The organism is Thermophagus sp. OGC60D27, from assembly GCF_052400625.1.
GTDB lineage: Bacteria > Bacteroidota > Bacteroidia > Bacteroidales > Marinilabiliaceae > Thermophagus.
This window is the reverse complement of record NZ_JBQTGH010000004.1, coordinates 292,995-313,420: the sequence shown is the minus strand read 5'-3', so window position 1 is coordinate 313,420 and position 20,426 is coordinate 292,995. Positions and strand designations below refer to the sequence as shown.

The following is a 20,426-nucleotide window of genomic DNA, read 5'->3' as shown; positions in this document are numbered from 1 at the left end:
TCCTGATTATTCGTTTATAACCGAATATAATCAAAGTTGTTTGGCCTGATAAAGAAAGGATAATTGGAGGGATCAGGAAGGTTGACCTGAGTAGTCGGCTTATTAAATGTTTTAGATGTCAAAGGATTGACAACATGAAGAAAACGGATTATCGAAACATATTATCGAAGTATTCTCTCAGAGGATTTGCCTTTGGGTTAATTCTGGCCGTGCTAATAATTTTATTGAGTTTGGATGCCGGTCCAATTAAGCAGTCGGGAGATGGATTGTGGCACCTAATGTATTTTGTGCCTGGGATGTGGATTGTTCTGCTTTTCCCTGCCATTTTTGCGATTTTGGGGTATCGTGTATCCAATGTTTTTGTCAAAGCGCTTCGGAAACAACATAAAAGAATAAAAAAAGAAGCCAATAAAACCAGAATGGTTCTAGGTTTTATTGATAATCTGCGTCAGGGGAAGTTGGACGAAATTATTCCCAACAACCACAAACACGATGCGCTGACCAAAGCTCTTATTAAATTAAGGGAGTTTATGATCCAGAGTAAAAAGGATCAGGAGCAAAGACGATTGGAAGAAGAACAACGTACCTGGGTTACTCAGGGATTGGCTCAGTTTGCCGAACTACTGAGGAAAAATAACGACAATTTAGAGGATCTTTCTTATAATATTATACACTATCTGGTTAATTATATGAAAATTAATCAGGGCGGTTTTTTCTTATTGAATCAACCAGAGACAGATGAAGAGGGTGAGAAGTTTTTTGAAATGACGGCTTGCGTCGCCTACGACAGAAGAAAGTTTGCAGATAAAATAATTAAATGGGGAGAAGGATTGGTGGGACGCTGTGCGTTAGAGAAGGAAACTATTTATATGACGGATGTCCCGAATGGATATGTCAACATTACATCAGGACTAGGAGAGGCCACGCCTGGGGCCATCCTTATTGTTCCTTTGAAAGCCAACGAAGAAATTTACGGGGTTATTGAACTGGCTTCGTTCCGTCCTTTTCAACCCTTTGAAGTGGAATTTGTTGAAAAACTCGGAGAAAGTATTGCCGTTACTATTTCTACTGTAAAAACCAATATTAAGACTTCCAAGCTTTTAAGGGAAACGCAAATTCAGGCTGAAAAAATGGCTCAGCAGGAAGAAGAATTGCGGCAAAACTTGGAAGAAATGACCGCCACTCAGGAGGAGAGTGAACGTAGGGAAGTTGAAATGCAGGGAATACTAGATGCTATTGATCATGCGGCTATTAGTTGTGAATTCGAAACTGATGGAACGCTCATTTCTGTCAACCATAACTTTCTCAATACTTTTAAATATCGTCCTGAAGAAATTGAAGGTCAAAATCTGAGGATTTTCTTTTTTAAAGAAGACGTTGCAGAACTTGATAAAATATTATTGCAGTTGCAGAAAGGACAGAATTTCAGAGGCAGAGTGCGTCGTAGAACCAAGCTTGGAGAAGAAATTTATTTGCTTACTACCTATTCGCCAGTGGTGGATAATGACGGTGAAATAATGAAAATACTCAGTCTTGAAAATGATGTTACTGAGCAGGTTCAGATGGAAGAAGCGCTTAAACGGTCCAAAGAAGAGTTGGGAGTCATGTTGGAAGAAGCCAGAAATGAAGTGAAAGAGCATTTTAAAGAAATTGAAGCCGTAAAAATAAGAAATGAGAAAACACTTGAAGGAGCACTGGATGCCATTATAACCACGAATAAGGATGGAATTCTGGAGTTTTTTAATGCTGCCGCGGAAAAATTATGGGGCTATACTCGTGATGAAGTGTTGGGGCAGCATGTTTCCAAGCTCTTTTCAAAGAATACTGCCCGTAACGACCCGTTTGTTTCTGCATTTGTTAATCCCAAGGAAAGCAAGGTGATTGGACAGCGGATAGAAGCCCCCATTCTGAATAAATATGGAGAGGAAGTGCCAGTACTATTTCTCTTGTCTGAAGCCGAGGTGGGGGATGATCATTCCTATACCGCATTTATTCAAAATGTTGAGGTAGAGCTGTTTTAATTGAGTAGTGAGTTGGATCAATGCTGAATAATGACTTATAAAGATTATCTTCAGGTGCTCAAAGAGCATACACCCTATGATTTTTCTGAATATTCTGATAACTCTATTAACCGGAGAATTCAGAAAGTAATGCAAGATCATAAACTAACCATCCAAGAACTGGAAGCTCGAACCCTTACCGATAAACGTTTCCTGGAGGAAGTGGTGGAAGCCATTACTGTTAATACAACTGAATTCTTTCGGGATCCTGAATTATGGCGATTTTTGCTTAATAAGCATTTATTGACCTATCAGAATAATGGAGTTGTAAATATTTGGCACGCAGGTTGTTCGACGGGTCAGGAGGTTTACTCTTTGATGATTTTGCTCGGCGAATTGGGATTATTGGATAAGGCTAGAATCTATGCAACGGATATTAGTCAAAATGCATTGGATATTGCAAAGAAAGGGATTTATCACCATCAGATCGAAAGAGGCTGTATTGATAGTTTTACTGAGGTATTTAAAGATCAAAAAAGGGGTGAACAGATATTTTTTAAATATTTTGATGTAGATGCAAGAGCTGATATTATTTCAGTAAAAGACTTTTTGAAGGGCAATATTAGGTTTATGCGACACGATCTGGTAAAACATGATTTGCCGTTTTTTAATAAAATGGATATTGTTTTTTGCAGGAATGTGCTGATTTATTTTAACGCCAGATTACAGTCGCGAATTGTTCAACGATTTTTTGATGTTCTTTTTTCGAAAGGAACACTAATATTAGGTGCACACGAAGGCCTGAGCGGCTTTTTTAAGACCAAATTTGAAAGAATGGGACCTGTTTATAAAAAAAACAATCTCTTTCATTTCAGATGCTGATCACAATTTTTTGAACATGGGTTTTACTTTTAGTATTAAAGAAATAAAGAGTGTTACCAGCGAGATGGCCCGGTATGAAAGTTTAGATTATACTGGACATTCCTTTTCATTTCTCAAAAGGAGACTCGGGCATGTCTTTTCCGAACTAAGAGTTCGCAAACTGAATCAATTGAGTGAGCTCTTGAAGGATGAAAATTTCAGGGAAAAGATTAATTATCACATGGCAGTGAATGTTACTGAAATGTTTAGAGACCCTGGTTTCTGGAGAGTTTTAAGGCAGGATATTTTCCCGTTGTTTAAGGAGGAGAACTGGTCCGTTTGGTTTCCGGATGCTTCTTCTGGAGAAGAGGTGTTTTCGTTATTGGTCCTGCTCAAAGAGGAAGGATTAATCGATTCGGTGGACGTATTGTGTCAACATCCCTCAAAGGAAAAGTGTCAAGAAATTTCTCAAGGGATGCTAGATCTTAAAAAATTGGATATTAACCTTTGTAATTATCGTCGACTGGAAGAGAATACACTATTTGAGAATTATTTTATTGATAGAGATGGGAGAAAATTATTTAGCAAAGATCTTTTGAAGGGATGTCGGTATAGAAGTGAGGCTTTAGGAGAAAAAGAGAATAATGAACAATTTGATTTGATCTTGTTTCGTAATTCAGGGATTAATTATACAGCTCGAAAGAAGGAAGAGATTTTTGAGGGTGTATTAAAGAATCTGAAACCTGGCGGGGTTATTGCGCTCGGGGTAAGGGAGAATGTTCCGGACCCTTTTAGAAATCAGGTAAAAGTCCTCAATCAAAAAGAGAGTATTTTTAGGAAAATTTGAGACTTTATTATCCTCTTTCATTTTGCAGAGATTGGCTCCACTTGACTGAACACATTTTTCAAGGGGAAGGCAGAATAAACAGAATTAGAAGTGATTTAAGAATACTATTAAGCAATTGGATGGAAATACCGGATCAGAAATTTAAAGTAGTTGTTATAGGCGGTTCGGCAGGAAGTTTTTCAGTTGTATCCAGAATGCTGTCTCAATTGGATCCTGCGTTCCCCTATCCAATAGTATTGTGTCTTCATCGGCTGAAACATGTGCGTTCCGGACTGGTGGAAGGGTTGAATATGAAATCGAACATCCCGGTGGTTGAACCCTACGATAAAGATAAATTACAGTCCGGTGTGGCTATGTTAGCCCCTTCGAATTATCACTTGTTTGTGGAATTTGACAGTACCATTTCATTGTCAACAGAAGAGGTGAATAATCATAGCAGACCGTCTATTGATTATGCGTTTTCCTCTGCAGCTTATGCTTTCAGAGAAAAAACTTTGGGGATAATCCTTACAGGTGCTAATAAGGATGGGGCTAAAGGGATGAAATGTATTCATGAAAAAAAGGGATACACCATTGTTCAGGATCCTTCTACCTGTGAAGTAGATACAATGCCCCGTTCCGCTTTGAAATTGTTTTCGCCCAATCAGGTTCTTAAACCTGAGGAAATTGTATCCCTCTTGAACCGATTGAAGGGTTAATCTATATGTAAAGATCAAAAATATGAGCAGGTATCTTTTTCATAATCAAAGTTTTCAAAAATGGTTATTCCTTATCGGTGGAATTGCATTTGCTTTATCCTTGCTCAAAAATATTTTTCTCAGACAATATCCGGGCACCACTTTTTATTTGGTTGAGGCACTTGCATTTTTATTTTTTCTGATTGCCTTCTACATTAGTGATAAAAATAACCAGTTTTTGCTTTTCCGTATTAAAAAATACAAGGAGGAGTTAATTAATACCCGATATAAAAGCAATCGAAAAATTCAGGAATTGACCAATACCATCGTTGAATATGAAAAAAGACAAAATGATAAGATGCGTTTTGCATCCTATCGTGATAAAGTGGTGCAGAAATTAATCCAAGATCCGGAAATCCGAACTAATTACCACCATTTTTTGTTTCTGCTTGCCGAGTTATTTCATGGCATGGCCATTATTTGGTATAAAAAAGATAAACCCGAAGGCCCTTTTATCGTAGAAAAAACTTTCGGGCTGCCAGATGATTTTGAACCCAAACCCTTTTTTGAAGGAGAAGGCCTTCATGGTCAGGCTATCACGGACAGAAAACCGACCGTTGTAGAAGAAATACCGCCCGAATATTGTCCGGTTGAAACAGCCTTGGGAGAAAGTAAAAGTTACTATTTATACTTGTTGCCGATAATTAAAGAGAATGAATGTACCGGTCTTATCGAGGTTATGAGTTTTAAAGCCTCGGATGCTGAGCACCTATGGCCTGAAACCATGGAGAAGTTGGTTGAGCATGACATCCTATGATATTGGGGAATGTGACTATACTGGAGAAGAACGCCTTCCATTACTGGAATGGCTAACCTTTAAATGAAGATATAGAGTGAAATGAGTATATATGAGAAATCATACAAGAAAGTAAGAAAGTTGTTCTATACAGGTGTACTGTCTGTAAAAGAACGGTTTTATTTGCTGATCTTTATCTTTCTGTTCCTTTTTATGGCATGGAGTGGATTTCTCTCTATAGAAAAAAGTGTATTAAGTTTTGCAAATATTGTATCGCTTCATACATGGTGGTTGGTTTGGTTTGTTGATTTTTTGATTATTGCCATACCTTTTTCCTTTGTATTTGTCAGAAATTATATCAATGAGAAGACCAGTAAATACCGTTTTGAAGTCTTTGATTTAAAAAAACGTATAGAGCATAATGTTGAGCTGGCAAATAATTTAAAAGAAGGAAAGGAAGAACTGGGAGGTGATCTTTCTAGCGACCATCTCTCCTCCCTCTTACGTGAAATAGGGAAAAACATCAGAGTTGCCAGGCAGCGTGAAGACGAGGAGAATTATATTTCAAAAGGGAAAGAAATGATGTCAGATCTGTTGCGGATGCATCACGATTTGACAGAACTGGGACCTGAGGTATTAAAAGCATTGATAGAATATTTAGGAGCCATTCAGGGAGCATTTTATATTCTGGAAGAGAATGTCCTAAAACGCAATGCCATGTATGCATATAATCGTAGGCGGTTCGAATACGATGAATTTAAAATAGGACATGGATTGGTTGGGGCTGCTGCTTATGAAAAACAGTTGATTTACCGTACTGAAATACCGGATGATTATTGGTCCATAACTTCAGGATTGGTAGGCGAACAGAAACCCAAAGCACTTTTGGTAATCCCGTTATTGCAGGAAGAAGAGTTGCAGGGGGTTGTAGAAGTTGCATTTTTAAAAGATCATCTTGAGAACCGGCATTTGGCCTATGCCGAAGTAGTGGCTGAATCTATTGGGCAAACCATTTATAACCTGAAGATTACAGCACGTACCCAAAAGTTGTTAAAAGAGTCCCAAGAATTAACGAAAACACTTCAAAAGAACGAGGAGCAGCTTCGACAAAATGCGCAGGAGATGCTCGAAACCCAAGAGGAACTCGAAAAATCCAACCAAATGTTGGAAGCTCAGGTACAGGAAGTGGCTCATGCCCAAAAACGGCTTGAAGCTCTTCTTACAAATGCTTCTGAATTTATCTCCATATATAATGAAAAGCAGGAATTAATATTCGAGAGCCCCTCCGTGAAAAGAATTTTGGGGTATGATGATGATGATGATGAAGTGACGGGAATGGATCCCAATTTGCTTACCCCCAGAGGGTATCGAACCATTAATAACCTTTTTCAGTATCTTCTGGAAACTCCAGGTGGAGAACAGATTGCCCAATATACTTACCTGAAAAAAAATGGAGAGAAATTATTCCTGGAAACTAAGGGGAAAAACCTACTTCATGACCCCGCTATTAGGGGAATAATTTTTAACACTCAGGATATTACTGAGCGTAAAAGAGCCGAAAAGGAAGAACAAATGAAATCCCGTATGCAAAGTCTCTCGGAGAATAGTCCGGATATGATTATGCGGGTTAATATGATGGGTAAACTGGTATATGTAAATCCAGCGGTTGCACGATTCGCCGGAATTCCCACCTCTGATATTATTAAAAAGAGGGTTGGTGATCTCTCGATTGATTCCAGATTCGTCAGTTATATTGAAGATACCTTGTCAAATATCAAAGAAAAGCAAGAAACTATAATTTCTGAAGTGAGGGTATCTACCCAAGAGGGTGAAAGAATTATGGAGATTAAGGGAATTCCTGAATTGAATGATGATGACGAACTAGAATCCGTACTCTTTGTATCGCATGATATGACGGAGTTTAAGAAAATTGAGGCAGAAATTAAGGAGAAGAATAAAAAGATCTCGGATAGTATAAATTATGCCCAACGGATTCAAAGTTCTCTTCTTCCTGATTCTTCTTATTTGCAGGACTATTTTCCGCGTTCGTTTATTTTCTATAGACCAAAAGATGTGGTTAGCGGCGACTTCCCATGGTTCCTTAAAAAGGAGGATACCTTTTATGTTGCGGCAGTGGATTGTACCGGACATGGCGTCCCAGGCGCGTTGCTCTCTTTTATTGGATATTTCCTCCTCAATAATATTGTTAGTTCTGATCCTTCGTTATCGTCCAATCAGATTATGGAACGTTTGCATCAGGAAGTTAGAAGAACTCTTAAACAGGACAAGGAAGGATCTACCGGAAGAGATGGCATGGATATAGCCTTCTGCAAAATTGAACCGAAGAACAAAATTCTTGACTATTGTGGTGCACACCGACCGCTTTTTTTACTTCGTGACGGAGAATTAATGGAATATCAAGGAACTCGAAAAGGTATTGGAGGGGCTCCCTTGCCACGGAGAAAAGAAAAAGAGTTTGAAAACCATTTGATCGAATACAATGAAGGGGATAAAATTTTTATTTTTTCGGATGGTTTGCCAGATCAGTTAGGTGGACCCGATAGAAAAAAATTCCAGCCCAGAAGAATGCGGGAAGCGCTTACGATGGATCCCGGATTTACTATGGCTCATTTTTCCCGGTATTTCCCAAAAACTTTTTACGATTGGATGGGAAATGAAAAACAAGTTGATGATGTTTTATTGATAGGAATTGAATTGTAATTATATTTACATCTTTAAAGACTTCATACGTTATGAACAAAGAACTTGAAAGTCACCGTTTTCTGGAGTTTGCATATCAACTCTACAAAACGATGAAAACCAATGAAATTAATTTGGTTTATGAAGGAGAGGTAACGCAGGAAATTACCAAAACCTTTACTTCACTGACCGAAAAAAATATGGCACGAAGTGAGGAGTCTAACCAGGTTCAACGAAAAGTGTTTAACGTTATGGTTGAGTGCTTGCAGAATATCAGCAAACATGCCGACGGTTTGTCTGAGGAAGGTGAAGATGACAAGAGGGGAATTGTTATGGTGAGTAAGGGTGAGGATAGCTACAAGATTATTACCGGAAATGTTATTCGTAATTCCAAAATACCAGGATTGAAAGAGAGCTTGGAACACATTAACAGTCTCGATAAGGCCGGATTATCTTCATTGTACAAACAGCAGATTTTGGAGTCCAAGATCTCAAATAAAGGGGGAGCCGGACTGGGACTTATTGATATTGCCAAAAAGACGGGTAGCAAATTAACCTATCAGTTCAAGGAACTGAATGAAGATGTATCGTTTTTTATTTTAACTTCTACTATAAAAAGAAATTGATAAACCTTTTAGATCTATGGATGTAATTAACATAAAGGGAACCGATGATACCCCGAGCGTAGTTTTGGACAAAGGCAGCGGGCAGTTCGAAATTTCAGGCCGTTCATTGCCGGAAGACGTTAATATGTTCTATGAACCCATTTTGGATTGGATCGATCAATATGGAGAAGAGCCTAATGACCATACCGAATTTGCTTTCAAACTTGAATATTTCAACACGGCATCTTCCAAAATTATCCTCGATATCCTGCTTAAGTTGGAAGAAATTGTGGAAAATGGGAAAGAAGTGGTGATTAAATGGCATTACCATGAGGATGAAGAGGATATGCTGGAAGCCGGTGAAGAGTATGCCGATATTGTTGAAATCCCATTCGACTACGTGTTGTATAATGATTAAAAGGCCCGTGGGCTTTTCACCTTTAACTGACCAATGAGCGAAGAAATTCTTAAAGCACTAATGCAGTTGTTTGGCTTAATTGCTAAACAGGACGGGGGCGTTGAATCCAACGAAACCGAATATGTACGAACCTTTCTTAAACATCAACTTAACACAGAAGCTGTTGAGGAGTACTACCGACTGTTTCTGAAATATACGGCCGATTCAAAAATTGGGAAAGCTGATTCCGGAAAGGTTAAGTTAACCTCTATGAAGGATTCCGTGCGAATCCTGGGGATTTGTAAGAAGATCAACAAACAGCTCAACAGAGAACAAAAGGTTGTGGTTCTGGTCAGATTATATGAACTGGTGAATGCCGATCATAAATTCACCGAACAGAGAATGGCCATTATTAATACCGTTGCCAATGTGTTTAAACTTTCGGCAAACGAGATTAGTAATGTCGAGAACTTTGTCATCCAGAATGATCCTTCAAAATTGGATTTCGGGGATTTATTGATGGCCGGCAGCCAGGATCCGGGGTTTCAAGAGGCTAAATTTATTCCTACCCCAGGATTGAACGGGGTTATCATAATACTAAGGGTCAAAAGTGCGGATCTTTATTTTATGAGGTATACCGGTGATCAGGAGATTTTTCTTAATGGTCTGGTCATCGATAAAAGAAGGATTTACCTTTTCCCCAACGGTAGCTTCATCAAAGTACCTAAAGGAAAACCCATTTACTTTACCGATGTAGTCGGTCGGTTCATGACCGATACCAATGCCTCACTAATTACCTATGAAGTAAAAGATGTAGAATTTAGATTCAAAACAGGTGATGTTGGCCTTCGTAATATTCAAATGGCCGAGGAACAAGGTAAGCTGATCGGTATTATGGGCGCCAGTGGGGCAGGGAAAACCACTTTGCTTAACGTTCTGTCCGGGATTGAAGCCCCTACTAAAGGACAGGTGCTCATTAATGGCTATGATCTTCATCGTGATGCGGAAAAGCTTGAAGGTGTTATTGGGCTGATCCCACAGGACGATTTGCTGATCGAGGAATTAACCGTTTTCGAAAACCTTTATTATAACGCCAAACTTTGCTTTAAGGATAAGGAAGAGGAAGAAATCCATCAATTGGTGGATGAAACCCTTAAAAGCCTTGGTCTGTATGATCGTCGCCATCTAAAAGTGGGATCTCCTCTGAATAAAATGATCAGCGGTGGTCAGCGGAAACGGCTGAACATCGCTTTGGAACTTATTCGTGAGCCAGCCATTTTATTCGTTGATGAGCCCACCTCCGGTTTATCGTCTAGGGACTCCGAAAATGTGATGAACCTTTTGCGGGAGCTTTCACTAAAGGGGAAACTCATATTTGTGGTAATACACCAACCTTCGTCGGATATTTTTAAAATGTTCGACAAGATGTATATTCTCGATACCGGCGGTTATCCGGTTTATTATGGAAACCCGAGTGAGTCATTGATTTATTTTAAACGGCTCGACGCACAGATAAATAGTGATATTGGTGAATGCCCCACTTGCGGAAACCTTAATCCCGAATTGATTTTCAATATTATCGATTCAAATGTTATTGATGAATACGGTAATTACACCGATCAAAGAAAAGTTTTGCCCGAAGAATGGCATGATCAGTTTAAGAAAAACATCCAGATTCCTGAAGTTGAAACGGTTCATGACAAGCCCCCAAAGAGCCTGAATATCCCGTCCTGGTTTAATCAGTTTAAAATATATACGTTACGTGATTTCTTTTCCAAAATCAGTAATACCCAGTATATATTGTTGAATCTGCTGGAGGCTCCCTTGTTGGGGCTTATATTGTCGTATCTCGTGCGTTACATTGCAGATCCAACGTCTGATCTTTATATTTTTAGGGAGAACGAAAATATCCCGCCTTATATTTTTATGGGAATTGTGGTCGCTCTGTTTTTTGGGCTGATCATTAGTGCCGAGGAGATCTTCAAGGATGCGAAAATATTAAAACGTGAAGCCTTCCTGAATTTGAGCAGGTCCAGTTACCTAATGTCCAAGATACTTATTCTATTTACCATCTCCGCCCTTCAGATGGTGCTTTTTGTCTTTGTGGCCAATACGGTGTTGGGCATTAAGGGGATGTATTTTGAATTCTGGCTGGCTCTCTTTTCTGTTTCGGCTTTTGCGAACATCCTTGGGCTTATTATTTCAGCATCATTTAACTCAATTATTACCATTTATATTCTAATCCCTTTGTTAATGATCCCCCAAATGGTGCTTGGGGGGGCCATGTTTACTTTTGATAAGCTTAACAAGGATTTTTCCAGTCCAGATGTAGTTCCGGCTATCGCTGAGTTTATGCCTTCCAGATGGGTGTATGAAGGACTGATGGTACATCAATACAAACACAATAATTTTAAAAAGAACATCTTTGAAGTGGAGATGCGTGAGAGTATGTCCGACTTTAAACAGGTTTATTATATCCCCACTTTGAGAGATATTATTGAAGAAACCAAGCGATATGCCAATGGTGAAGAGAATATTTCTTCACAACAATATGAGAGCAATATCAAGCTTTTGGTTACTGAGATTTCCCGGGAGTTGGAAAGAGTGCCATCCGTTAAATTTGATGATCTTGACCAAATTTCGACGGAACATTTTTCCGCCACTGTAGCGGAGAAAATTAATCGTTATCTGGATGGCATCCTTGAATATTATCAGGATGAATTTTACAAAGCAAATACCATTAAAGAGCAGTTTCTTACTGCTAATTTAGAAGCCAATCGCGATAAATTTGAGCGAATACGTGATGACTATTTTAATGAGAGTATTAATGATATTGTCAGAAAGGTATTTGATAAAAATAAAATTCTTCGTGAGGATGACCATTTGATACAAATGGTGGATCCTATTTACCAAAAACCAGAGCCATCCAATTATCTGGATTTCAGGACTCATTTTTTTGCGCCGTTAAAATATTTTGCCGGGCATTTTTTTGAAACACTGTGGTTTAATATTGCTGTAGTTTGGGTCCTGACCATCCTTATGTATGTCGTTCTTTATTTTGATCTGCTTAAAAAAGGTCTTAATTTTGCAAGCCGGTTGAACCGGATAAAGCCTTAGGTGAGGTAACCTTTTTGTAGTCATAACAGTATAACAGAGACAATATTAAAAATAATATGCTATGATCAGGAATTTATTATTTACGTTGCTTATAATTGTTTTTTCCAATATGCTATTTTCTTGTGCAGGAGGAGGTCAGAAAAAAGATTCAGCACAGAAAGATGAATTAATCTTACCCGATTCTTTAAAAGGGGATGCACCGCTTAAACTTTCCGAAGAAATTATTGGGGATGTTATACAAAATATATCATCACCGGTCGAAATGGCCAATTTGATTAAATCAACAGGGGTCGATTTTTCACAACAAATACTCAATAACCCTGAGAGTATTTCTAATTATAGCACCAGTTACAAAAGAGCTCTTAATCTGGGGGTCTACAGTGCTGATTTGGGGTACATTAATTCCTATGACAAAAGCAATATCGTTGTATCTTATCTTTTAGCGGTTAAAAGTTTGGCTGATGGCATTAGGGTCGGACAATTTTTTGACTTCGAATCCTTGAAGCGCATGGCAACCAATTCCAGTAATCTGGATTCTTTGATGCAGATGTCGGTTAGCAGTTTTAACCAGATGGATTCATATCTCAGAGGACAGAATAGAAGCAATGTGAGTGCATTGATTATTACAGGGGCATGGATCGAAGGTCTTTATATTGCCAGCAACGTCATTGAGAAAACCAATAATGAAGAGTTGATTGCCAGATTAGGTGAGCAAAAAGAAATTGTGGACATCCTTTACATCATCCTGAAAAATTATGAACAAAATAGCAATTTCAAAAACCTGATTGGGCATATAGGTGAGATGAAAGCCCTGTTTAAGGATGTTAAAATCACCAAAGAGGTTGGTGAACCAAAAACAATCGAGCAAGACGGGATGTTAATTATTGTACAGGATGAGATTAGCCATGTCGATATTTCGCCAAAGGATCTCGGCACAATAATTGAAAAAATTAAAGAAATTCGCACATATATTGTCAGTTAATGCTGACAATATATTGTTTGTAAGATAGGGAAAAGCAGCAGTTGTGTAACCGGCCATTCATGATCTGTTGCTTCTGGGAATTATCGGGTAACCTTATGGCCTTTGAAAAAAAATAGAGAAATGAAAAAAGTACTATTTTCCTTCTTTTTCATATTTGCACTTGGTTCAGTAGGAGTTTTTGCACAGTGTGACCATGATGCCTTGTTGAAGCAGGCGCTCGACGAAATGGGCAGTGGACAGTATATTAAGGATTTTATTGTAGATCTTAAAAAAGGAAACGGACAATCAGGGTCTGTGAAATATTCAGTGATTTTAAACAGTCGGAGTCAATACAAATTTAATGTGGTTGACGGCGATGGAAATTCGGAAAAGGTGTTGATGGAATTGTATGATGGTGAAAAATTATTGGTGAGTAATCGAGCACAGGGCAAAATGTATAAAGCCTTTGGGTTTATTTGCCGTTCCACGAAAGTTTATAGCCTTGTTTTTTCCTTCCCGGAAGGAAATGAGGGGTGTGCCAGAGCTGTCCTGTCGCTTCAAAAACAGTTTCAGTCCGGTGAAATGGGGTTCTGATTTCGGGAAAGTAGATATAGATTAAATACGATATCAGGTTAAAGAAAAGAGCGTCGCATTGTTCTTAATGCGTCGCTTTTTTTTGTTTTACGCAACCATTTGATAAGAATTACGTCTTAGCTCAAATCTTGTTCAAATTCTAAAAAAATTGCGATATGAATTCAAATAGGCTTTCGGTTAAGTGGCCGGAACGAATTCTGGCGGTACAAACAGTTCTTGTTCTTTTAGTGATTCTACTAATTGTGTTGTAATTATTATGAGACTTAAATCTGCTTTAATTGGGGAAGAAGCTATGGAATGGTAATGTTGTCGGTTTTTCCTTGGCAATGATATTGTTGAGTATTCAATTTGTTAGTGTCCTGGCTAAATTGATGCTTCCCTGCTCGAATTTTCGTTGTCCTGCTTAAATTATTTGTGTTTTTGCTTGAATTCTGACTTTCCTGCTTGAATTGAGGTGGCCCTGCTTAAAATCTTGCGCCCTGCTACGGGTTTCGGGAGGATTTTAGATGCTTTTTAGGTCGGCACAATAGCCTGGTATGTTGTTTTGAAGGGTGTAGATCGGTTTTAATATCACTTAGGGATTGGTTTATATACTTATTTGTCGGTTGTTTTTCCCCTAGCTTAATGATGAGGATTAATGGCATGAGGAACAAAAAAACCATCAATCAACGGGGAATGATGGCTTTTTTGTTAGTGATTTATGTTGTTGTTTTAATATAGGAAGCTTTTTTCTGCTTTTTTTCGGAACTTTTTAATATCTCCTGTCCAGATTTCAATAATATCCTCTACTTTGAAATTTTTACTAAAAGCTATTCTTACTTTGTCTGTTCCGCAGACTTTGTCAAACATTGCTAGCCGTGTAGAGTCACACAATTCAAATACATTTTTGTCAGGATTGAGTTGGTGGGCTTCTTGGAGTACATAAAACTGGATGAGGGATAGCGGAGCTTTCTCTAGATCGGTCAGGTGCACCTGAACCCCTTCAATTTCTTTTCCATTGAATGTGCTATAATAGGGCTTGTAGAAGATTGGGCGGAAGATGACTCCAGGTAGATTCAGATCGTTTAAATTTTGGGCCAGTTGAGTGGCATCGAACCAGTCGGCTCCAAAAAGTTGAAATGGCAAGGTATATCCTACCCCTATATTAACTACATACAACTCTCCCAGGATTCCTGAGACAGGATAGTAGAAGGCAGAGTGAGCATTGGGGATGTGCGGTGATGAAGGTACCCACTGAAGACCCGTGGCTTCAAAGTTCATATCGCGCGTCCATCCTTCCATCTTTACCACTTTAAGATTGCACTTGAGGCCTCGGGGTAACAAATGGTTTTGGTTGATGAAGGTTGCCAACTCGCCTACAGTAAAGCCATGCACGTAAGGAATTGGAAAGTGACTGACAAAAGAGGTGAAGGGGGGTTCGGTTAAAGGACCTTCGAACTTGTTACCACCCAAAGGGTTGGGGCGGTCTAATACAACAAACTCGATATCGTTTTCTGCAGCTGCTTCCATGGCCAGGCCGAGGGTGCTAATATAGGTGTAGGATCGGGAACCTATATCCTGGATGTCATATACAAGTACATCAATGCCTTTCAACATCTCAGGTGTTGGTTTTCGGGTTTTTCCATACAGACTAAAAACCGGTAATCCCGTTTTGGGATCGGTGAGGTTTTCCACCTTTTTTCCTGCTGCAACATTCCCACGCACTCCATGTTCTGGACCATATAGCGCCACCAGCTCTACTTCAGGGGCATCGAATAATATATCAATTGTAGACTTGAGATAACTGTCGACTCCGGTAGGGTTCGTTATGAGACCTGTCTTTTTTTCTTTTAGTAATTCGAAGTTTTGATTTGTTAATACTTCTATTCCTGTTTTAACTTGAGCGTTGGTTGTAAGGAATAGGGTTGATAGAAATAATAATGCCATAAATTTCATGATAAGGTACTTTTTTAAGGGGGTGGTTGTGGAAAATAATACAATTTTGTGCGAAAATAATGTAACAAATGGCCTCGAGGGCATATTTGTGTTGTTTTTTATGAAATTGATTTGTAAGTTTGTAACATGTAATACAAGATACAAATATAAAAAGTTGTTTAAAGAAATTGGTTTGTGATCGGATATTTATGATTTTTTTTGAAGAACTTTTTTGTCATGAGTGATACTTTAAAAATAGACACGAGTTGCTTCTTCTGAGTTTGTTTATTGTTGAAGATGGTCGTTGATAGGTGATGATTCCTGCCATGTGGCGATTGCAGCTACAGAATTAACGGGGTGCTTTTTTGTTCATGAAGCGACCTTTGTTGGGAGATTGAAGAACTGTCTTTTGTTTGGGTTTGATTAATGTATTTATACTCTTTATAACAGGACTTTGAGGTTCGGGGTTTTTAGATTTATTTATGTAATACATCTCATATAATATTTAAAGATTAAAAAATGTTTGGAGTTTTAAAATTTAACATTAATTTTGAAGCCAGTAATATGTAATACAAAAAACCAGAAATTGTATAGGTAGGTTTATGAAGTCACTAACTTATGTGATTATAATCACAATAACAATACTACTGGGGAGTTGTAGTGCTGACCAACAAGTTCAAAGTGTGATTGATCGGTTTCGGTCGAAATATGTCGGCGATTCAAGAGAGCAGGTGTTTGTTGTTAAAAAGGAACGCATTAGTAGAAGCACCTTTATTTTGAGAGGTGAAATAGATGACCCCGAAATTAAATCCGCTCTCGTAGATTCTTTGAGTTCATTAGGGTATGGTATATTGGATAGTGTTATTGTTTTGCCGCACAATGTTTTATATCCTTGGGCATTAATTGATCTGAGTGTGGCCACAATGAGGGCATCTGCCGCTCATACTGCTCCTATGGTGAGTCAGGGGCTAATGGGTATGCCGGTAAGGGTTTTAAAAGAAAAAGGAAACTGGGCTTTTATCCAAACACCCGATCGTTATTTGGGCTGGTGCGAAAAAGCAGCGCTTTATTTTTTAGATTCCATCTCACTGAATCGATGGAAGAATTCGCCGAGAGTTATGGTTACTAGCCGACTAGCTCTGATGAAGGACCCTGAAACAGGAGCTGTAGCGGGAGATGTGGTTGCCGGATGCTTGCTCGAAGAAACTGCTAGGGACAACCAAAAAATATATGTAAAAACACCATCCGGGATCTGCGGATTTATTGGGGAAGCTCAGGCATTATCCTTGACGCGTGATAATTTTCCTGTCATTCTTAACGATCAAAATATAAAATCAACTGCATTGAGCCTTATTAGAACTCCTTATTTATGGGGCGGAACTTCTGTACATGCTCTTGATTGCAGCGGATTTACCAAAACAGTTTATCGGCTTCAGGGGGTAGAACTTCCCAGAGACGCTTCTCTTCAGGCTGCCTATGGAAAAGAAATTGATGTTGAACAGGGGTGGGGGCAATTCCACACAGGAGATTTGCTCTTTTTTTCACCTCGGAAGGGAAGTGACCAAATAACTCATGTGGGGTTATATCTGGGAGATTCAGAGTTTATTCATGAAGCCGGGAAAGTGAAGGTTAATAGTTTGGATAGTACCCGGTCCAATTTTAGTCCTTTTCGTCTTCATACCTTGATAAAAGTAAGACGAATAAAAGATCAGCTCAATACAGCCGGAATTGTGCCTCTACTTGATCATCCTTGGTATGTAAATCAATAATCAGGTCGATATGCAAACAATGGCAAATAGAAGAGAATTTTTGAAAACTACAGGATTTCTTGCCGGAACGGCTTTGTTGTCGGCCGGAATTTCAGGGTGCTCGCACGCAAACAAGGGGCGTAACATTGCAAAGGATAAAAAGATGATTTTGAGGTTTAAACCATACGAATTGCAGCTTAAACATGCCTTCACTCTTGCTTCGGGAAGCAGAACAACTACCCCCGTTATGCTCACCGAGTTGGAATATGACGGAGTGATAGGATATGGTGAGGCCTCCATGCCACCTTATCTTGGAGAAAGCCACCAATCGGTCAGTGAATTCCTGTCAATGGTAGACTTGAACAGATTTAGAGATCCTTTTCTGGTAGAAGATATTCTGAAATATGTTGACCGACTTGCACCCGGTAATTATGCTGCCAAAGCTTCAGTGGATATTGCCCTGCACGACTTGATCGGCAAATTGATGCAGCAGCCATGGTATCGAATTTGGGGCTTCAATCCACAACATACCCCTAACACCTCTTTTACCATTGGCATTGATACGCCCGATGTAGTCAAAGATAAAACGCGCGAAGCGTCGCCTTATAATATTTTGAAAGTGAAACTTGGCGGAGGGAATGACCGCGAAATGATTAACAGCGTTCGTGAAATAACAGATAAACCCCTTTGTGTGGATGTCAATCAAGGATGGAATGATCGGCACGAAGCTCTGGAAATGGTACATTGGCTGAAAGAGCAAGGTGTTGTTTTTGTAGAACAGCCCATGCCTAAAACTGCCGTTAATGATATTGCCTGGCTCACCCAAAACAGTCCGTTACCCATCATTGCCGATGAAGCTATTCGAACGGTTGATGATATTCCCAAAGTGTTTGGTGTTTATAGCGGTGTCAATATTAAGCTAATGAAATGTGGTGGAATGCGTGCTGCCCATCAAATGGCGCTTACCGCAAAAGGGTTGGGTATGAAGGTGATGCTGGGATGCATGACCGAAACATCATGCGCTGTTACCGCTGCGGCCCATCTGTCGCCTTTGGCCGATTGGGCTGATTTGGATGGCAACCTGTTGATCAGTAACGATGTGTTTGAAGGAATAAAAATAGTGGACGGGAAGGTGATGCTGCCGGAAAGATGTGGAATTGGTGTTGTCAGATTATGAGTTTGATGGTTATGTCCATGATTAAAAATCAAGTTAAATGAAAAAACTAATTATTGTCTTTCTTTTCGCCATAGCCTTCTCTGGATGTAAGTTCGGATCAGAGACTTTTACCATCGCCCATTTGACAGATATTCATGTTTCGCCTGGTTCGGAGGCGGAAGAGAATCTTAAGGTCATTGTGGATGACATTAATAAGTTAAAGCCTGACGTTGTATTTGTTACCGGTGATTTAACCAATACAGGCTCCAATGAAGAACTGAAGACTGTCAAGCTTATTCTGGATCGTTTGAAGGTTCCCTATTTTGTTATCCCCGGCAATCATGAAACTAATTGGTCCGAATCTGCCGGCCTATTATTTAATCAACTCTGGGGTAACGACAGATTTGTTTTTAAAACAGCTGATTATCTGTTTGTGGGGTTTAATACCGGGCCATATATGAAGATGGGAGATGGACATGTGAAGCAGGAAGATTTGAATTGGCTGAGGAGAGTATTGTCAGCCCCGGAGAATCAGGGAAGAACATTAATTTCCTTGGCCCACTATCCGTTGGCAGATGGACTGGATAACTGGGTCGATGTTGTTAATATTTTGAAAGAAAACAATTGTAAGCTTGATCTGTGCGGCCATGGTCATCGCCTTAAGCTTTTGAACTTCGACGGAATTCCCGGGATAATGGGGCGATCGCTATCTTCTCCTCAGTTTAACTCTTCGGGCTATACACTTTTGGAACTTAGAAATGATAGTGTAATTGTTTCTAATAAAGAGCCCGAAGGCATTAAAACTGAGCGTTTTTTTGCTTTTAGCCTACTATCTCCCGATACCATATACAATCTGGAAGTTTCTACGCCCCCTGATTTCTCTATTAATTCAAAATACACTGATGTTAACATCACTTTTGAATGGAAGGATACTGCTTCAATCTTCACTGGCCCATGCTTGGTAGGAGACACTTTGTTAGTCTATGGGAATTCACTGGGATATATAAAAGGTATTAGTATCCCTGAGAAGAAGGTTATTTGGCAGCATCGATACGAAGGTTCTCTTTTTTCAACACCTGTTTTTAATAAGGGCATTGTAGCATTTGGAAATGTTTCCGGTGATATTATCGGGTTGGATGCAGCAGACGGAGTTGAAAAATGGAAAATTAATGTTGATGCGGCGGTTCTTGCTGAGGGTATTGCAGAAAATAACGCTTTGTACATTGGAGGTGGAGACGTCGGTTTTTTGAAGATTGATATAACTAGTGGTCAGGTTTTGTGGAAATTCACTGGAATATCAGGATTGGTGCAAGGGAAACCGGCAATAGGAAAAGATGAGGTCATTTTTGGTGCCTGGGATCGCCATCTTTACTGCCTCGACAAAGAGACAGGATTGTTACGGTGGAAATGGAATAATGGGACTACCGTTAAGTTGTATTCCCCAGGCAATATCAAGCCGGTAATTGCGAATGGAAAAGTATTTATCGTTGCACCGGACCGGTTTATGACAGCTCTAGATCTTAAGACCGGAAAAGAAATTTGGAGGACCAATAAACATAAGGTGCGTGAATCAATGGGGATGAGTCCCGATGGAAATCAGGTTTACGCCAAACTAATGAATGACTCAATTATTGCAATGTCATCGCATACGGTACTGCCCAAAACCATTTGGGCCATTGATGCCGGTATCGGATATGATCATAATCCTTGCCCTATTACGGCCGGAGAAAGGTGGGTCGCCGGTGCTACCAAAAACGGATTAGTTACGGTTGTTTCTTCTCGGGGTGACCAAATATTGTGGCAATATAAGGTTGGAAATTCTTCAATTAACAAATTAGTCCCGGATGAAAAGGACGGTCTATGGCTAACATTGATGGAGGGTGTTGTCATTAATATTCGATATCCGATGGGTCGGACTTATTGATTATATGTACAACGTGTTCACCAGAAAACTGTGGAAGCCATAATGTAATGACTAAAACGAGCTCGATTAAGATGATTTTTACAATTAAGAATTTGAATTATTGATGATTTAGTAAGACTAAAAAAGAGC

Annotated in this window: 15 protein-coding genes; 14 read left to right on the top strand and 1 reads right to left on the bottom strand. The window is 39.3% G+C overall.

Annotated elements, in window-relative coordinates; translation table 11 throughout:
• Positions 1-134: 134 nt before the first annotated feature.
• The 11 genes from ACT29H_RS07215 (at position 135) to ACT29H_RS07165 (ending at position 13,555) form a co-directional block, all read left to right on the top strand.
• Positions 135-2,021, top strand: a complete 1,887-nt coding sequence (locus ACT29H_RS07215; RefSeq protein WP_444820940.1) for a PAS domain S-box protein — start codon at positions 135-137, stop codon at positions 2,019-2,021.
• A 30-nt stretch (positions 2,022-2,051) separates the two neighbouring features.
• Positions 2,052-2,882, top strand: coding sequence for a CheR family methyltransferase (locus ACT29H_RS07210; protein WP_444820939.1), 831 nt, complete (start codon positions 2,052-2,054; stop codon positions 2,880-2,882).
• 16 nt (positions 2,883-2,898) lie between these two features.
• Entirely contained in the window at positions 2,899-3,708 is an 810-nt protein-coding gene (locus tag ACT29H_RS07205; RefSeq protein ID WP_444820938.1) for a CheR family methyltransferase, read from the top strand.
• A 119-nt stretch (positions 3,709-3,827) separates the two neighbouring features.
• A complete protein-coding gene (locus ACT29H_RS07200; RefSeq protein ID WP_444820937.1) occupies positions 3,828-4,406 on the top strand; it encodes a chemotaxis protein CheB in 579 nt (192 codons plus the stop codon).
• Between the two features lie 22 nt (positions 4,407-4,428).
• On the top strand, positions 4,429-5,202 hold the full coding sequence (locus ACT29H_RS07195; protein ID WP_444820936.1) for a GAF domain-containing protein: 774 nt from the start codon (positions 4,429-4,431) through the stop codon (positions 5,200-5,202).
• Between the two features lie 81 nt (positions 5,203-5,283).
• Positions 5,284-7,902 (top strand): PAS domain S-box protein, encoded by a 2,619-nt coding sequence (locus ACT29H_RS07190; protein ID WP_444820935.1) that lies wholly within the window; start codon positions 5,284-5,286, stop codon positions 7,900-7,902.
• 32 nt (positions 7,903-7,934) lie between these two features.
• Positions 7,935-8,507, top strand: a complete 573-nt coding sequence (locus tag ACT29H_RS07185) for a SiaB family protein kinase (protein WP_444820934.1) — start codon at positions 7,935-7,937, stop codon at positions 8,505-8,507.
• 16 nt (positions 8,508-8,523) lie between these two features.
• Complete coding sequence (locus tag ACT29H_RS07180) at positions 8,524-8,904, top strand: DUF1987 domain-containing protein (RefSeq protein ID WP_444820933.1); 381 nt, start codon at positions 8,524-8,526, stop codon at positions 8,902-8,904.
• Between the two features lie 33 nt (positions 8,905-8,937).
• Entirely contained in the window at positions 8,938-12,000 is a 3,063-nt protein-coding gene (locus ACT29H_RS07175; protein WP_444820932.1) for an ATP-binding cassette domain-containing protein, read from the top strand.
• A gap of 61 nt (positions 12,001-12,061) precedes the next feature.
• Positions 12,062-12,982, top strand: a complete 921-nt coding sequence (locus ACT29H_RS07170) for a hypothetical protein (protein ID WP_444820931.1) — start codon at positions 12,062-12,064, stop codon at positions 12,980-12,982.
• A 120-nt stretch (positions 12,983-13,102) separates the two neighbouring features.
• Entirely contained in the window at positions 13,103-13,555 is a 453-nt protein-coding gene (locus ACT29H_RS07165; RefSeq protein ID WP_444820930.1) for a hypothetical protein, read from the top strand.
• A gap of 711 nt (positions 13,556-14,266) precedes the next feature.
• On the opposite strand, the gene ACT29H_RS07160 is transcribed toward ACT29H_RS07165, so the two are convergent.
• Positions 14,267-15,490 carry an exo-beta-N-acetylmuramidase NamZ family protein gene (locus ACT29H_RS07160; RefSeq protein ID WP_444820929.1) on the bottom strand — a complete coding sequence of 408 codons (1,224 nt, stop codon included), beginning with the start codon at positions 15,488-15,490 and terminating at the stop codon, positions 14,267-14,269.
• 581 nt (positions 15,491-16,071) lie between these two features.
• Here ACT29H_RS07160 and ACT29H_RS07155 point away from each other — a divergent pair.
• The 3 genes from ACT29H_RS07155 to ACT29H_RS07145 are packed head-to-tail and all read left to right on the top strand — an operon-like array spanning position 16,072 to position 20,297.
• Positions 16,072-17,238 (top strand): C40 family peptidase, encoded by a 1,167-nt coding sequence (locus ACT29H_RS07155; protein ID WP_444820928.1) that lies wholly within the window; start codon positions 16,072-16,074, stop codon positions 17,236-17,238.
• Positions 17,239-17,248: 10 nt separating this feature from the next.
• On the top strand, positions 17,249-18,394 hold the full coding sequence (locus ACT29H_RS07150) for a dipeptide epimerase (RefSeq protein WP_444820927.1): 1,146 nt from the start codon (positions 17,249-17,251) through the stop codon (positions 18,392-18,394).
• 37 nt (positions 18,395-18,431) lie between these two features.
• Positions 18,432-20,297, top strand: a complete 1,866-nt coding sequence (locus tag ACT29H_RS07145; RefSeq protein WP_444820926.1) for an outer membrane protein assembly factor BamB family protein — start codon at positions 18,432-18,434, stop codon at positions 20,295-20,297.
• Positions 20,298-20,426 lie beyond the last annotated feature (129 nt).

Bases quoted from the DNA above. Each gene is read 5' to 3' on its own strand.
- ACT29H_RS07175 (WP_444820932.1), top strand. From the start codon at position 8,938: ATGAGCGAAGAAATTCTTAAAGCACTAATGCAGTTGTTTGGCTTAATT.
- ACT29H_RS07215 (WP_444820940.1), top strand. From the start codon at position 135: ATGAAGAAAACGGATTATCGAAACATATTATCGAAGTATTCTCTCAGA.
- ACT29H_RS07195 (WP_444820936.1), top strand. From the start codon at position 4,429: ATGAGCAGGTATCTTTTTCATAATCAAAGTTTTCAAAAATGGTTATTC.
- ACT29H_RS07205 (WP_444820938.1), top strand. From the start codon at position 2,899: ATGGGTTTTACTTTTAGTATTAAAGAAATAAAGAGTGTTACCAGCGAG.
- ACT29H_RS07165 (WP_444820930.1), top strand. From the start codon at position 13,103: ATGAAAAAAGTACTATTTTCCTTCTTTTTCATATTTGCACTTGGTTCA.
- ACT29H_RS07210 (WP_444820939.1), top strand. From the start codon at position 2,052: ATGACTTATAAAGATTATCTTCAGGTGCTCAAAGAGCATACACCCTAT.
- ACT29H_RS07160 (WP_444820929.1), bottom strand. From the start codon at position 15,490: ATGAAATTTATGGCATTATTATTTCTATCAACCCTATTCCTTACAACC.
- ACT29H_RS07200 (WP_444820937.1), top strand. From the start codon at position 3,828: ATGGAAATACCGGATCAGAAATTTAAAGTAGTTGTTATAGGCGGTTCG.
- ACT29H_RS07185 (WP_444820934.1), top strand. From the start codon at position 7,935: ATGAACAAAGAACTTGAAAGTCACCGTTTTCTGGAGTTTGCATATCAA.
- ACT29H_RS07155 (WP_444820928.1), top strand. From the start codon at position 16,072: ATGAAGTCACTAACTTATGTGATTATAATCACAATAACAATACTACTG.
- ACT29H_RS07145 (WP_444820926.1), top strand. From the start codon at position 18,432: ATGAAAAAACTAATTATTGTCTTTCTTTTCGCCATAGCCTTCTCTGGA.
- ACT29H_RS07150 (WP_444820927.1), top strand. From the start codon at position 17,249: ATGCAAACAATGGCAAATAGAAGAGAATTTTTGAAAACTACAGGATTT.
- ACT29H_RS07170 (WP_444820931.1), top strand. From the start codon at position 12,062: ATGATCAGGAATTTATTATTTACGTTGCTTATAATTGTTTTTTCCAAT.
- ACT29H_RS07180 (WP_444820933.1), top strand. From the start codon at position 8,524: ATGGATGTAATTAACATAAAGGGAACCGATGATACCCCGAGCGTAGTT.
- ACT29H_RS07190 (WP_444820935.1), top strand. From the start codon at position 5,284: ATGAGTATATATGAGAAATCATACAAGAAAGTAAGAAAGTTGTTCTAT.